General features: G+C 66.1%; 13 protein-coding genes and 2 tRNA genes. 4 read left to right on the top strand and 11 right to left on the bottom strand.

The window, feature by feature from the left end:
- Nucleotides 1-4: 4 nt before the first annotated feature.
- Nucleotides 5-562, bottom strand: coding sequence for a peptidylprolyl isomerase (locus tag AB2L57_RS00075; protein WP_409047753.1), 558 nt, complete (start codon nt 560-562; stop codon nt 5-7).
- A 106-nt stretch (nt 563-668) separates the two neighbouring features.
- Here AB2L57_RS00075 and AB2L57_RS00070 point away from each other — a divergent pair, with 106 nt between their 5' ends.
- Nucleotides 669-1259 carry a DNA helicase gene (locus AB2L57_RS00070; protein ID WP_292813170.1) on the top strand — a complete coding sequence of 197 codons (591 nt, stop codon included), beginning with the start codon at nt 669-671 and terminating at the stop codon, nt 1257-1259.
- The gene (locus AB2L57_RS00065; protein ID WP_292813167.1) at nt 1252-1731 is read left to right on the top strand and encodes an aminoacyl-tRNA deacylase; all 480 of its coding nucleotides are present in this window, start codon (nt 1252-1254) and stop codon (nt 1729-1731) included. The genes AB2L57_RS00070 and AB2L57_RS00065 overlap by 8 nt, the downstream gene beginning before the upstream one ends.
- 15 nt (nt 1732-1746) lie before the next feature.
- Here AB2L57_RS00065 and AB2L57_RS00060 read toward each other — a convergent pair whose 3' ends face one another.
- From AB2L57_RS00060 to AB2L57_RS00050, 3 genes are all read right to left on the bottom strand, one after another.
- A complete protein-coding gene (locus AB2L57_RS00060; protein WP_292813165.1) occupies nt 1747-2172 on the bottom strand; it encodes an NUDIX hydrolase in 426 nt (141 codons plus the stop codon).
- A 114-nt stretch (nt 2173-2286) separates the two neighbouring features.
- Nucleotides 2287-2359: transfer RNA gene (locus AB2L57_RS00055), tRNA-Ala, on the bottom strand.
- 12 nt (nt 2360-2371) lie between these two features.
- Nucleotides 2372-2448: transfer RNA gene (locus tag AB2L57_RS00050), tRNA-Ile, on the bottom strand.
- Between the two features lie 123 nt (nt 2449-2571).
- Here AB2L57_RS00050 and AB2L57_RS00045 point away from each other — a divergent pair.
- Complete coding sequence (locus AB2L57_RS00045; RefSeq protein ID WP_409046856.1) at nt 2572-3783, top strand: integrase; 1212 nt, start codon at nt 2572-2574, stop codon at nt 3781-3783.
- Nucleotides 3784-3921: 138 nt separating this feature from the next.
- Nucleotides 3922-4650 carry a VIT family protein gene (locus AB2L57_RS00040; RefSeq protein ID WP_292813162.1) on the top strand — a complete coding sequence of 243 codons (729 nt, stop codon included), beginning with the start codon at nt 3922-3924 and terminating at the stop codon, nt 4648-4650.
- A 9-nt stretch (nt 4651-4659) separates the two neighbouring features.
- On the opposite strand, the gene AB2L57_RS00035 is transcribed toward AB2L57_RS00040, so the two are convergent.
- The 7 genes from AB2L57_RS00035 to dnaA form a co-directional block, all read right to left on the bottom strand.
- Nucleotides 4660-5064: a DUF3566 domain-containing protein gene (locus AB2L57_RS00035; RefSeq protein ID WP_292813160.1), complete on the bottom strand. Its 405-nt coding sequence runs from the start codon at nt 5062-5064 to the stop codon at nt 4660-4662.
- Nucleotides 5061-7640, bottom strand: a complete 2580-nt coding sequence (gyrA, locus tag AB2L57_RS00030; protein WP_409047752.1) for a DNA gyrase subunit A — start codon at nt 7638-7640, stop codon at nt 5061-5063. Before gyrA ends, AB2L57_RS00035 begins: the two co-directional genes overlap by 4 nt.
- Before the next feature lie 115 nt (nt 7641-7755).
- Complete coding sequence (gene gyrB / locus AB2L57_RS00025; RefSeq protein WP_409047751.1) at nt 7756-9789, bottom strand: DNA topoisomerase (ATP-hydrolyzing) subunit B; 2034 nt, start codon at nt 9787-9789, stop codon at nt 7756-7758.
- A gap of 122 nt (nt 9790-9911) precedes the next feature.
- Nucleotides 9912-10445, bottom strand: a complete 534-nt coding sequence (locus tag AB2L57_RS00020) for a DUF721 domain-containing protein (protein WP_409048653.1) — start codon at nt 10443-10445, stop codon at nt 9912-9914.
- On the bottom strand, nt 10438-11619 hold the full coding sequence (gene recF, locus AB2L57_RS00015; RefSeq protein WP_409047750.1) for a DNA replication/repair protein RecF: 1182 nt from the start codon (nt 11617-11619) through the stop codon (nt 10438-10440). The genes AB2L57_RS00020 and recF overlap by 8 nt, the downstream gene beginning before the upstream one ends.
- 43 nt (nt 11620-11662) lie before the next feature.
- Nucleotides 11663-12811 carry a DNA polymerase III subunit beta gene (dnaN, locus tag AB2L57_RS00010; protein WP_292814350.1) on the bottom strand — a complete coding sequence of 383 codons (1149 nt, stop codon included), beginning with the start codon at nt 12809-12811 and terminating at the stop codon, nt 11663-11665.
- 461 nt (nt 12812-13272) lie between these two features.
- Nucleotides 13273-14730 (bottom strand): chromosomal replication initiator protein DnaA, encoded by a 1458-nt coding sequence (dnaA, locus tag AB2L57_RS00005; protein ID WP_409047749.1) that lies wholly within the window; start codon nt 14728-14730, stop codon nt 13273-13275.

Below are 14730 nucleotides of genomic sequence, written 5' to 3'. Positions count from 1 at the left end.
GGGATCAGAGACGGGTGATGTCGACCGATTCGATCACAACGGGCTCGATCGGGCGGTCACCCGCGGCGGTCGGAACCTTCGCGATCGTATCCACGACGGCACGCGATGCGTCATCGGCGACCTCACCGAAGATCGTGTGCTTTCCCTGCAGCCAGGGGGTCGGATCCGTGGTGATGAAGAACTGCGAGCCGTTCGTACCCTCGGCCTGGCCGGTGATCGCGTTGCGCCGCAGACCGGCGTTCGCCATCGCGAGGATGTACGGGGCGGCGAAGTTCAGCTCCGGGCTGATCTCGTCGTTGAACGTGTAACCGGGACCGCCCACGCCCTGGCCGATCGGGTCGCCGCCCTGGATCATGAAGCCCGGGATGATGCGGTGGAAGATGACGTCCTTATAGAGGGCGCCCTCGCCCGGCTGACCGGTCGCGGGATGAGTCCACGATCCACTGCCGTCCGAGAGCCCGATGAAGTTCTCGACCGTGCGGGGAGCGTGGTCGCCATAGAGGTTGACGACGATGTCGCCGTGGTTCGTGTGCAGGGTCGCGACGGCGGTGTGATGCGGCATTCCGCCATTCTCGCATAGGAGTTTGTCGCGAAACCCGGCCTGGCCCCGCCCCCGTGGCAAGATAAGAAGCGACGCACCGTCGTCCACCAGCGATCAAGGAGGCCCCATGAGCCTGAGCCGGAAGCGCAAGAAGGAACTCCGCAAACTGCAGGAGACCGCAGGAAAGCTGTGGGAGTCGCAGCAGGTGCTGGTCGGTGAGGCCGCGGGCATCGCCCGCGAGGCCAGCCGTCAGCTCGGCAACTACTCGCGCGAGCAGGTCGTCCCTGCCGTGCAGTCCACCTATCAGGACCGGGTGGTGCCGACCGTCGATCGAGGCGTGCAGTTCGGCAAGCATGTCGTCGGCGACAAGGTCGTGCCCGCGGTGGGCTCGGTCGTCGGGTCCGCCCTCTCCGTGTGGGACGCCGCCAACGACACCCGTTCGCGCATCGCCGCCGGTCGCGGCTTCGCGCTTCCCGACGCTAAGTCGGTGAGCAAGAAGGCCGACGCTTACAGCAAGAAGGCCACCAAGGCGCTCTCCAAGCGCCTTGCGGCCTTCGAGCCGGCGCCGCAGAAGTCGGGCATCGGCGTCGGAGGCGTCATCGCCATCGTGCTCGGTGTCGTCGCGGCCGCGGGTGTGCTCTACGCCGCGTGGCAGACGCTGCGCGCAGACGACGAGCTCTGGGTCGCCGACGACCCGCTCCGCTCTCCCGATGAGTGAGGCGGATGCCGCGACCGCGCGTGTGCGCGGCGCGGCATCCGCCCTGGGTCTCGACATCGAGATCCGTGAACGTCCCGGGGCATCGAGCCTCGAAGAGGCGGCGCGGATGTTGGGACTCACCCCCCGCGAAATCGTGAAGACCCTCGTGGTCAAGCGCAGCGACGACACCTACCTGTTCGCCCTCGTGCCGGGCGACCGCCAGATCTCCTGGCCGAAACTGCGGGCCGCCGTCGGCGTCAACAAGCTCCGCCTGCCCGAACCAGAGCGAGCCCTCGAGGCGACCGGTTACGAACGGGGAACCATCGTGCCCCTCGGCAGCACCGTCGATTGGCCCGTGTATGCCGACGAGAACATCTCGGGTCGTATCGCGATGGGGGCGGGGGCCCACGGATACAGTCTCTTCGTCGAGGCCGACGCGTTGCTCGAGGCCCTGGGCGCGACGATCACTGACATCACGCAGCCCGTAGGCTGACGGCATCCACCGGTCTCAGAGCAGGCCCGCCATGCGCAGGGCGATGTCGACGAGTTTTACCCGCTGCAGACCGCGCACGCTCGGCAGGGCAAACCACTGGGCCTTGTCGGTCGATCCATCGACCTCGTCGCGCAGGCGACCACCCGTGACGCGGGCGCGATAGACGATCCGTAGCGTGTGCAGCGGCTCCCGCGCATCGACCTGCAGCCGACGCCCGGGCGGGATCACCCGCGAGTGGATGCCGAGCAGATCGCCGACGTGGATGCGATAGCCGGTCTCCTCCCGCACCTCTCTGCGCACGGCGTCGACGGGATCCTCACCGGCCTCGAGACCACCGCCCGGCATCGTCCACGCCCCGCGTCGACCCTCGTTCCAGTGCGCGAGCAGCACACGATCGTCGGGATCGACGACCACCGCGTATGCCGCAACTCGCATGTCCATGAATGCAACCCTAACGAGGCCCGACAGAATCGGTGCGGGCCGCGGGTCACGATTGCGACAACCGCCGGCGGAGAGCTGAGCCACCGGAAGGTCGGTCGGGGATTCATCCGGATGTGGAGCCTAGGAGATTCGAACTCCTGACATCCTGCTTGCAAAGCAGGCGCTCTACCAACTGAGCTAAGGCCCCGCGGGAGGGAAGTGGTGGGGCTACCAGGACTTGAACCTGGGACCTCTTCATTATCAGTGAAGCGCTCTAACCGCCTGAGCTATAGCCCCGCAACCTCCAAGACTTTACCCGACGCGCGCGGTTTTCTCGAATCGACGACGAGACTCAGCTAAAAGGTCCGGGAAGGGCTGCGCGTGCCTCACGTAGGAATGTCCGCGTAGTTCCCTGGGGTGATGAGCAGGGAGTTGTCGATGGCGGCGCGCCGTGAGATCACGAAGAAGTTCGCCCGCGAGTATGCGAAAGCAGGCAAGGAAGAGAAGGGCCGGCTGCTGGACGAGCTTGTGCACGCGACAGGCTGGACGCGTGATCACGCGCGCCGCGCGATCCGTGCCGCGAACGCACGCAAAGGTGCCGCGCGCGATCAGCAGCGTAAGCCGCGTGAGCGGAAGTACTCCTACGATGCGCTCGTGGTGCTGCAAGAAGTCTGGCGGCTGTCCGGGCAGCCGTCGGGAAAGTACTTCGCGGCGATCATGGACGACACCCTCGAACGCCTCGTCCGCTTCCGTGAGCTCGGCAAGGTCGAGCAGCGGGTCACACCGGAGGTGCTGGACGAGTTGCGATCGATGAGCGCCGCGACGATCGACCGGTACCTGAAACCGCACAAGGACGCCGCCTACCCGGTCGCGGTCTCGGGCACGAAGCCGTCCCACATCCTGCGCTCTTCGATCCCGACGCGCACCAGCATGGACGCCCCGCTGACCGTCCCGGGGTTCCTGGAGCTGGACACCGTCGCGCACTGCGGCCACTCCCTCAAAGGCGAGTTCCTGCGCACCCTGACCGGCACCGACCCGGTCGCGGGGTGGACGATGCTGCGCACGATCCGCAACAACGCCTACGTGCACGTGCACGGCGCCCTGGAATGGATGGTGAAGAACGCGCCCGTCCCGGTCGCCGGGCTCGACTTCGACAACGGATCCGAGTTCATGAACTGGGGCGTGATCGCCTGGGCGGACAAGAAGGAGATCCCCGTCACCCGGGGGCGTCCCTACAAGCACAACGACAACGCGCACGTCGAGCAACGCAACGGCGACTGGGTCCGCAAACACGCGTTCCGCTACCGCTACGAGACCGAGGCGGAGATGACCCTGCTCAACGAGCTCTGGGATTTCGTGATGGCCCGCAAGAACCATCTGCTGCCCTGCGTGAAAGCGATCGACTGGACCCACACCGCAGCCGGCCGGAAGAAGCGCGTCTACGACAAGCCACGTACCCCCTACCAGCGGTTGCTCGACGCCGGTGTGCTCGACGAGAAGACCCGCGCCCGACTGGAGCGCGAGCATGCGAAGCTGAACCCGGCACGGATCACCCGACGGATCAACCAGATCCAGCAACAACTCATCGAACTCGCCGCCGCCCGCACCCAGGGCACCCGCCCCGCCGCCTGAGCTACGCGGACATTTCACGTGAGGCAAGCATCACTCACTCCCGGACATCTTGACGTGAGGCAAGACGATCGACACCGAAGACGCATTGTTCCGGCTCCGCCGCCCACGACCAGCGCCGCGGAAGTATTGAATGAGCGCATGAGCGAGGATGAAACGGCGCAGCACACCGGGAGCGAGCCCCACAGCAGCAATATCGGCCGGAGGCTCAACTGGCTGCGGGCGGGAGTGCTGGGCGCCAACGACGGCATCGTGTCGGTCGCTTCGCTGGTCGTCGGCGTGGCCGGCGTGACGACGGACAGTGCGGCTCTGCTGACCGCCGGTGTCGCGGGACTCGTGGGCGGCGCGATTTCGATGGCGCTGGGGGAGTACGTCTCGGTGAGCAGCCAACGCGACAGCGAGCGCGCACTCATCGCGAAGGAGCGCCGCGAGCTGCGTGAGATGCCGGAGGCCGAGCTGGCCGAACTCGCCGAACTCTATCGCCGGCGGGGACTCTCCGAAAAGACGGCCCGGCAGGTGGCGACAGAGCTGACCGCGCACGATGCACTCGCCGCCCATCTCGAGGTGGAGCTCCGGATCGATCAGGAGGACCTGGTCAGCCCGTGGCAGGCGGCGCTGTCATCTGCCGTCGCCTTCACCATCGGCGCGCTGCTGCCCCTGCTGGCCATTCTGCTGCCGCCCGCCGACTGGCGGGTTCCCACGACGTTCGTCGCCGTGCTGATCGCGCTTTCCCTGACCGGAACGGTCGCCGCTCAGCTGGGTGGCAGCTCCCGGGTGCGTTCTGCGGTGCGCCTTGTCATCGGCGGGGCGCTGGCCCTCACCGCGACGTGGCTGATCGGCACCCTCTTGGGTACGGCCGGTGTCGTGTGAGGATCAGGATCAGTTCGACGTGAAACCGACGAGCAGCCCGCCGGTGATCTTGACCGCGAGGTTGTAGATCCCCGCGACGACCGCCCCGAGCACCGTGATCACGATGAGGTTGAGGATCGCCACGACCGCGGCGAACGCCATGACCTGGGGCAGACCCACGAACTGCGTGATCGAAACACCGTTCTCGGAGAACGACTGGAAGAACTCGTCGAAGCGGGCGATGAGCCCTGTGGTCTGGACCACGACGAACACGAGGAAGTACGACACCACCGTCACGATCGCCACCGCGATCGCGGCGAGGAAGGACAGCTTCACCGCGGACCAGAAGTCGATGTAGACCAGGCGCAGCCGCACCTGTTTGGCACCGGTCTGGCGACTGGACTTCTTGGCCAGCTTGTCGGCAACAGTACTCATGCGTCAGAACTCTCGTCGGGGGAAGTGGACGTGTCGGCCGGCGCGCTTTCGGTGCTCTCGCTCGCGGGCGCGGGCGCGGGCTCCGCTGCGTCGATGCCCCGCTCGCCGTTGCGAGCGATGGCGATGATCCGATCGTCGTCGTCGGGACGGGCGAACACGACACCCATGGTGTTGCGACCCTTGGAGGGCACCTCGGCCACGGAGGAGCGTACCACCTTGCCGCTGGCAAGAACCACCAAGACCTCGTCGTCCTCCGAGACGATCAATCCGCCCGCCAGCTCGCCCCGTTCATCGTTCAGCTTGGCCACCTTGATGCCCAGTCCGCCTCGCGACTGTCCTCGGTATTCGGTGATCGAGGTGCGCTTGGCGTACCCGCCTCCGGTGACGACGAAGACATGTCCGCCCTCTCCGTCGCGGGCCACGCTCGCCGAAAGCAGGCTGTCCGAGTCGCGGAAGGACATGCCCTTGACCCCGGCGGTGGATCGTCCCATGGGCCGGAGTGCATCATCGTCCGCGGTGAATCGCAGCGACATGCCGTGCCGGGAGATCAGCAGGATGTCGTCATCGGGCTCGACGAGAAGCGCAGACACGAGTTCGTCGCCCTCGCGCAGACTGATCGCGATGATGCCGCCCTGACGGTTGGTGTCGTACTCGGTCAGGCGTGTCTTCTTCACCAGGCCACCGCGGGTGGCGAGCGTCAGGTACGTCGCCGCCTTGTAGTCGCGGATGTCGAGGACCTGGGCGATCTCTTCACCCGGCTGCAGGGCGAGCAGGTTCGCCACATGCTGTCCCTTGGCATCGCGCCCGGCCTCGGGAAGCTCATACGCCTTGGCCCGGTAGACACGGCCCTTCGTCGTGAAGAACAGCAGCCAGTGGTGCGTCGTGGTGACGAAGAAGTGCTCGACGACGTCGTCGGCGCGCAGCTGCGCACCCTTGACCCCCTTGCCGCCGCGGTGCTGCGAGCGATAGTTGTCGCTGCGCGTGCGCTTGATGTAACCCTCGCGCGTAACGGTGACCACCATCTCCTCTTCGGGGATGAGATCTTCCATCGACATGTCGCCGTCGAATCCGAGGAGGATCTCGGTGCGTCGGTCGTCGCCGAACTTCGCGACGATCTCGGTGAGCTCCTCGCGCACGATCGTGCGCTGACGCTCGGGGCTGGCCAGGATGTCGCGGAAGTCCGCGATCTGGGTCTCGAGCTTCTCGGCCTCGTCGATGATCTGCTGACGCTCGAGCGCGGCAAGGCGACGCAGCTGCAGTTCGAGGATCGCCTTCGCCTGAAGGTCGTCGATGTCGAGCAGCGACTTGAGGCCCTCGCGAGCGTCATCGGCGGACGCGGATGCACGGATCAAGGCGATGACCTCGTCGAGCGCATCAAGCGCCTTGAGGTATCCGCGCAGGATGTGCATGCGCTCTTCGGCCTTGCGCAGTCGGTACGTGGTCCGACGGACGATGACCTCGATCTGGTGAGCGATCCACAGCGAGACGAATCCGTCGAGCGCGAGGGTACGGGGAACGCCGTCGACGATCGCGAGCATGTTCGCGCCGAAGTTCTCCTGAAGCTGCGTGTGCTTGTACAGGTTGTTCAGCACGACCTTGGGCACGGCATCCCGTTTCAGCACGATGACCAGGCGCTGACCGGTGCGTCCGGAGGTCTCGTCGCGGATGTCGGCGATACCGGTGATCTTGCCGTCGCGGGCGAGATCGCGGATCTTGATGGCGACGTTGTCGGGATTGACCTGGTACGGCAGCTCGGTGATGACCAAGCACGTGCGGCCCTGGATCTCTTCGACGTTGACCACCGCGCGCATCGTGATCGAACCGCGCCCGGTGCGGTACGCCTCCTGGATGCCTCGCGTGCCGAGGATCTGGGCGGCCGTCGGAAAATCGGGTCCCTTGATGCGCTGCATCAGACCCTCGAGCAGCTCCTCGTGGGTCGCATCCGGGCGATCGAGGGCCCACAGCACACCGTCGGCGACCTCGCGCAGATTGTGCGGCGGGATGTTGGTGGCCATACCGACCGCGATACCGACCGAGCCGTTCACCAGCAGGTTCGGGAACCGCGCCGGAAGCACCGTCGGCTCCTGCGTGCGCCCGTCGTAGTTGTCCTCGAAGTCGACGGTCTCTTCTTCGATGTCGCGCACCATCTCGAGTGCGAGCGGCGCCATCTTGGTCTCGGTGTAGCGGGGCGCCGCCGCGCCCTGGTTGCCGGGCGATCCGAAGTTGCCCTGGCCGAGGGCCAGCGGATACCGCAGCGACCAAGGCTGGACGAGACGGACGAGCGCGTCGTAGATCGGCGCATCACCGTGGGGGTGATACTGACCCATGACCTCGCCCACCACACGGGCGCACTTGCTGAAGGCCCGGTCAGGACGGAATCCTCCGTCGTACATGCCGTACACGACACGACGGTGGACAGGCTTGAGTCCATCGCGCACATCGGGGAGCGCGCGTCCCACGATGACGCTCATCGCGTAGTCGAGATAGCTGCGCTGCATCTCCGACTGCAGGTCGACCTGGTCGATCCTGCCGTGGTCGTGCTCGGGGGTCAGGTCGGGTCGGGTCTCGTCAGTCATTGGTGTTCTCTCGTCTGGGCTGAGTTCGTTTCGTCTCGTCGCTGCGCTTCTCGCTCAACGACCGGAGGCTCTCGGTCGTTGCGCGAGCGAAGCGAGACGAAACGCATTGCAACGGTCAGATATCAAGGAAGCGGACGTCTTTGGCGTTGCGCTGGATGAAGTGTCGGCGGGATTCGACGTCCTCGCCCATGAGGGTCGAGAAGATCTCGTCGGCTGCCGCCGCGTCGTCGATCGTGACCTGGAGCAGCGTGCGCTCCTCGGGGTTCATCGTGGTGTCCCAGAGCTCTTTGTCGTTCATCTCGCCGAGACCCTTGTAGCGCTGGATGCCGTTGTCCTTCGGGATGCGCTTGCCGGCGGCCTGACCGGCCACGAGCAGTGCGTCGCGTTCACGGTCGCTGTAGACGTACTCGTGATCGGCGTTCGACCACTTCAGGCGGAAGAGGGGAGGCTGGGCCAGATAGACGAATCCTGCCTCGATGAGACCGCGCATGTAGCGGAAGAGCAGTGTCAGCAGCAGCGTCGTGATGTGCTGGCCGTCGACGTCGGCGTCGGCCATGAGCACGATCTTGTGATATCTCGCCTTGGAGATGTCGAAGTCCTCGCCGATACCGGTGCCGAAAGCCTGGATCATCGCCTGGATCTCGTTGTTGCCGAGCGCGCGGTCCAGCCGCGCCCGCTCGACGTTGAGGATCTTGCCGCGCAGCGCGAGGATCGCCTGCGTGTGCGGGTCGCGGCCCTGCACCGCCGAACCGCCGGCCGAGTCACCCTCGACGAGGAAGATCTCGCTGATCGAGGGATCCTTACTGGTGCAGTCCTTGAGCTTGTCGGGCATCGACGCGGATTCGAAGACGCTCTTGCGTCGCGCGGTCTCGCGGGCCTTGCGAGCCGCAAGACGAGCCGTCGCGGCATCGATCGCCTTGCGGATGATGTTCTTGGCCTGCGCCGGGTTGCGGTCGAACCAGTCACCGAGCTGATCGCCGACGACCTTCTGCACGAAGGCCTTGGCCTCGGTGTTGCCCAGCTTGGTCTTCGTCTGCCCTTCGAACTGGGGTTCGGAGAGCTTGACCGAGATGACGGCCGTCAACCCCTCCCGCACATCGTCGCCCGAGAGGTTCTCGTCCTTGTCTTTGAGAAGGTTGTTCGCACGCGCGTACTTGTTCACGAGCGTGGTCAGCGCCGCGCGGAATCCCTCCTCGTGCGTGCCGCCCTCGTGGGTGTTGATCGTGTTCGCGTAGGTGAAGACGTTCTCCGTGTACGAGGTCGTCCACTGCATCGCGATCTCGAGCGCGATCTTGCGCTCGGTGTCTTCCGTTTCGAAGTCGATGATCACATCGTTGACGGACTCCGCCTTGCGGACGCGATTGAGGTACTCGACGTAGTCGACCAGTCCGCGCTCGTAGAGGAACTCGTCACGCGGCTGGTGCAGCTCGACCTGCCCTTCGACGTCATCTTCGAGCTTCTTGTCGGGACGCTCATCGCGCAGCGCGATGCGCAGCCCCTTATTGAGGAACGCCATCTGCTGGAAGCGCGTTCGCAGCGTGTCGTAGTCGAAGTCGACGGACTCGAAGATCAGGGGATCGGGCCAGAAGGTGATCGTCGTTCCGGTCTCGGCGCTCTCCTCGCCGCGCTCGAGGGGCGCCTGGGGAACACCGCCGTTGCGGTAGGACTGACGCCACACGTATCCCTGGCGCCGAACCTCGACCTCGAGTCGTGTCGACAGGGCGTTCACGACGGACGAGCCGACACCGTGCAGACCGCCCGAGACCGCATATCCGCCGCCGCCGAATTTGCCGCCCGCGTGGAGCACGGTCAGAACGACCTCGACGGTGGACTTGCCCTCTGTGCGGTGCATGTCCACGGGGATGCCGCGTCCGTTGTCGACGACGCGGACGGCACCGTCTTCGAGGATCGCGACGTCGATCGTGTCGCAGTAGCCGGCGAGCGCCTCATCGACGGAGTTGTCGACGATCTCGTACACGAGGTGGTGCAGTCCTCGGGGACCCGTCGAACCGATGTACATGCCCGGGCGCTTGCGGACCGCCTCCAGACCCTCGAGGACCTGGATGGCGTCGGCCCCGTACTCGACGGGCGTCTTTTCGGGCGTGAGGTTCGGATCGGCCGGGGCGCTGTCGAGCGAGTCGGAAGTCATAGAGGTGCGGCGCTCCAGATCGAGGGATGAGGCCCTCTCAGTCTAGTCGAGGCGGCCCGCCCGAAACGGCATATCCGGCCCTCTGCGGCTCGGAAATCGGGCCGGACACCCCAAATGCTCCCTCAACCGTAGGTATCGCGTGGGCCACGCCCTGGAATCGTCCTGGGACCCCATTTCCACGAGGGGACGTCGGGCCCGATGAAGCGCACTCCGGTGATGCCCGCATCGGGATGGTGGCGCACGATGCGAGTGACGATCTCGGCGCGCAGCAGCGAGAGCTGTTTGGCCCACGCCGTCGAGTCGCACTGGACCGTGAGCACACCGCCCTCCAGCGCCACCGGATGGGCGTGCGCAGCGGTCTGTTCGCCCGCGACCTCGCTCCATCGCCGGAGGACGTCCTCCTGCGCGAGGTGCGAGTCCCAACCCGCCTCGCGCGTCACCTCGGCGACGATGTCGCCGAGTCCGCGCGGGTCCCGACCGGGGGCGAAAGGCACATTCTCGCCGTCTTCGTCGCGGATGCGGCGCCGACGTCTTCCGCGCGGCGCCGCGATGCCGCGCAGTCTCAGATACGTCGCCAAGGTGAGCGAGTCAGCAGCGTCGTCGGCCGCCGGCCGCGGCGCCTGAGGCGACGATGGATCCTCGATCTCGTCAGGCATGGACATCGGCGGAGGGTGCGGACGAGCGCTCGTCGTGGATGATACGCCCTGCCTCGATGCGCACCGTCCGGCTGCGGAGCGAATCGGGAACGTCGTCTTCGACGGCCGCTGTGACGATGACCTGCTCGTAGCCGCTGGTGAGATGGGACAGACGAGCCCGTCGCTCGGTGTCGAGCTCGGCGAAGACGTCGTCGAGGATCAGGACGGGGTCTCCGGCGCGGGATTCGGCCCGCAGCAGCTCGGCCGATGCGAGCCGCAGCGCCAGGGCGACCGACCAGGACTCACCGTGCGACGCATAGCCCTTGACGGGAAGCCCGCGGATCTGCAGCAGGAGGTCGTCGCGGTGCGGACCGACGAGGTTCATGCCGCGCTCGAGCTCAGCGCTGCGCCGCGCAGCGAGAGCCCGGCGGAAGAGCTCAGCGGTCGCGCCCTCGATGGACTCACCGGTGGCATCGATGCCGTCCTCCGGGTCGGCACCTCGGATGGAGAGGTTCCACAGCGCCGACGGCTGATGGTCGTCTCCGGCGATGGCCGCGTACGCCTCGGCCAGGGGTCGGGCGAGCTCTGAAGCGAGGGATTCGCGGGCATCGATGAGCGCGGACCCGAGGGTGACGAGCTTGTCATCCCAGACATCGAGTGTGGAGAGCGCCTCTCCGCGGATGCCGCGGGCGCGGGCCGATTTGAGCAGAGCGCCGCGCTGCTTGAGCACCCTCTCGTAATCGGCGATCACCGCGGCCATACGTGGTGAACGCTGCACCAGGAGCTGGTCGGCGAAGCGGCGTCGGGACGACGGGTCACCGCGGACGATACCCAGATCTTCGGGGGCGAAGATCACCACCTGTGCGTATCGCGGCAGCTCGGAGGGCCGCACGTCGGCGCCGTTGACGCGCGCACGGTTGGCTCCTTGACGGTTGAGCTGAGCCTCGAGCTGGATTCTGCGCTCGCCGTAGGCGACGCGCACCCGCAGGATGGCGGCATCCGCTCCGGCACGCACGAGGGGCTGATCACCCGAGACTCGATGCGAACCGAGTGTGGCGACGTAGGCGATGGCCTCTGCCAGGTTGGTCTTGCCCTGACCGTTTCGTCCCACGAACAGATTGGGGCCCGGCGCGAGCGCGACATCGGCGACCGCATAGTTGCGGAAGTCGATGAGGCTGACATGCTCGACGATCACGGAACAACCCTACGTCGAGGGGCGGACACCCCGAACGGTCGGATCAGCGCAGCAGCAGGTTGGGCTGGAGCAGGTACTTGAAGCTGTCGCCGCCGGCCTTCTCGACCGAGGTCTGGCTCGTGATCAGGACCGGGCTGAGCTTGTTGGCGTTGTCGGAGGACGTGAACGTGATGCGCACGAACTCACTGCGTACCGCCGTCAGTGCTTCGAGAAGGTACTGCGGGTTGAGGCCGAGGACGACGTCTTCGCCCTGCAGGTGCGCGTCGACGGACTCCGATGCCCGCGCCTGGTCTCCGCCCGAGGCGTCCATGGTCACGCCGTCGCCGTTGAAGGTGAACCGCAGGGGGGCCGACCGATCGAGCACGATCTGCATGCGTCGGACGGCTTCGGCGAGTTCGGCCGTGTTGACCACGGCGTGGTGGTCGTTCTGCTCCGGGAACAGGCGCCGCACCGGCGGGAAGTTGCCCTTGATCAGCAGCGACGTGACCGTGCGGTCACCCGCGGAGAACGCGATGATCTCGCGGTCACCCGATCCGGAGAACGCGATGCGGATGTTGCCGCCGTGACCGAAGGTCTTGCCCACTTCCTGCAGCGTGCGCGCGGGGACGAGTGCGGTCGCCTCATCGGCACGGGCGTCGCCGGCGTCCCAGGCGATCTCCCGGAGGGCGACCCGGTAGCGGTCGGTGGCGACGAGGCTCAGTGTCGTGCCCGAGACCTCCAGCTGGACACCCGTGAGGACGGGGGTGACATCGTCGCGCGATGCGGCGAAGGCGACCTGGGCGATGGCCGTCGCGAAATCGTCAGCGGGCACGAGCCCGGGTTCACCCGTGACCTCGGGGATCGCGGGATATTCCTGCACAGGCATCGAAGGCAGAGTGAATCGTGCCGAGCCGCAGGTGAGCACGATTCCGCCGTCGTCGTCGACCACGATCTGGATGGGAGCGTTCGGCAGCCGGTTGGCGATCTCCGACAGCAGACGCCCGTGCACAAGGATCGTGCCGGGACTGTCGACCGTCGCCTCGATGGTGGTTCGGGCGGACGCTTCGTAGTCGAACGCCGAGAGGGAGAGTCCGTCGGATCCTGCCTCGATGAGCACGCCGGCCAGGATCGGCTGGGGGTTGCGCTGCGGCAGCAGCTTCACGACGAACGAGACCGCGTCGCTGAAGACATCGCGGTTGACGTGGAACTTCACGGGCGCTCCCTTGTCGTCCTGGGGGTGGGCTTACCCATGCTAGTGCCGTGGTCGAGCGCTCGTGTGAGCGGGGCCGCCGGTACCGACGTTCGCCCCGGAGGTGATGGGACGGGGTTTCTCATCAAGATTCTCGTTAATGGTGTTAACAGCTGTGGATTCTGTGGATAACTCGGTGGATCGCTGTCGAGAGCGGGGAACTACATGCGTGTGAGTTGTGTACGAGCTGCGGAAACAGGGCCTGACGGATGACGGCGGCGTGCGGCATCCACTCGACGGTTTCCACAGAACGACGTCGCGGGTGCACAGAGTTGTGAGCCTCGAGACGGCTTATCCACAAGTTATCCACACTGTGAAAATCGAAATGATGGCGTGTTGCGCGGGACGCTGTCAAGCGCCGTGTGGGGAATGCATCCCGCGTCGAGTGGATGTATCGGGGCGAACGGAACGACGAGGAGTGGTCGTCAGCGGGATTGGCGACCGATCATCGTGGTGATCTCGGTGACCTGGTTGTAGAGGGAGCGGCGCTCCTTCATGAGGTCGCTGATCTTCTTGTACGCGTACATGACCGTCGTGTGATCGCGGTTGCCGAAGAGCTGACCGATCTTCGGCAGGGAGAGACTCGTGCGCTCCCTGCAGAGGTACATCGCGATCTGACGTGCGGTCGCGACGGCCTGCGACCGGCTGGAGCCGTACAGGTCGTCGACGGTGAGCTTGAAGTACTGCGCGGTGGCGGTGATGATGTCGGTCGGCGAGACGACGTTCGCGTCGTCCTGATCGACGATGTCGCGCAGGACGGTCTGGGCCAGCTGCACATCGAGCGCCGAGCGGTTGAGGTTGGCGAAGGCTGAGACGCGGATGAGCGCACCCTCGAGCTCGCGGATGTTGCTCGAGACCTTGGTGGCGATGTATTCGAGCACATCATCGGGTACGTGCAGGCGTTCGCTCTGCGCCTTCTTGCGCAGGATCGCCTCGCGAGTCTCGAGATCGGGAGCCTGGACGTCGGTGATGAGGCCCCACTCGAAGCGGCTGCGCATGCGGTCCTCGAACCCGGTGAGGTGCTTGGGCGGGACGTCGCTCGTGATGACGACCTGCTTGTCGTGGTCGTGCAGCGTGTTGAACGTGTGGAAGAAGGCCTCCTGGGTCTCGGCGCGGCCCTGGAGGAACTGGATGTCGTCGATCATCAGGATGTCGACTTCTCGATAGCGCGCCTGAAATGCCGAGCCCCGGTTGTTCGCGATCGAGTTGATGAAATCGTTCGTGAATTCCTCGCTCGAGACATAGCGCACGCGGATGCCGGCATACAGGCTCAGCGCGTAGTCGCCGATCGCATGCAGCAGGTGCGTCTTGCCGAGCCCCGAGTCTCCGTAGATGAACAGGGGGTTGTACGCCTTGGCGGGTGCCTCGGCGACGGCGACGGCCGCGGCGTGGGCGAAGCGGTTCGACTGGCCGATCACGAAGTTGTCGAAGGTGTACTTGGGATTCAGGCGCGTATCGCTGCGCGATGCGACGGGGGCAGGCTCGGGGGCGGGCTCGACGTATGCCCGCAGAGCCGGGCCTGACGCGGCATCGACGGCGGCCGGCCCGGCGGATGCGGGCGATGGCTCGCTCGACCTCTCCGGTTCGGAGCGGCCGGTCGGCGCGTCGGCGAGCTCGGGGTTGACCACGACGCGGAAGGTGACCGCGGCGGAGGGATGGTCGATGCGTGCGAGGGCCTCCATGATGGACGCCCTCATCCGTTTGTTGAACTGCGCCGCGGTGAGGTCGTTCGGGACATCGAGATACAGCGTCCCGCCCATGACCCCCTGAGGCACCGCGAGATTGAGGAACCCGTTCAGCTGAGGCGTGATGCGATCATCCGTGGCCAGGACTTCGAGCACGGCCGACCAGATCGAGACGTCTGGAACATCCTGCTGAGACAT

This window comes from Microbacterium sp. HA-8, assembly GCF_046111165.1.
Classification (GTDB): Bacteria; Actinomycetota; Actinomycetes; order Actinomycetales; family Microbacteriaceae; genus Microbacterium.
This window is presented reverse-complemented; position numbering and strand designations above follow the sequence as displayed.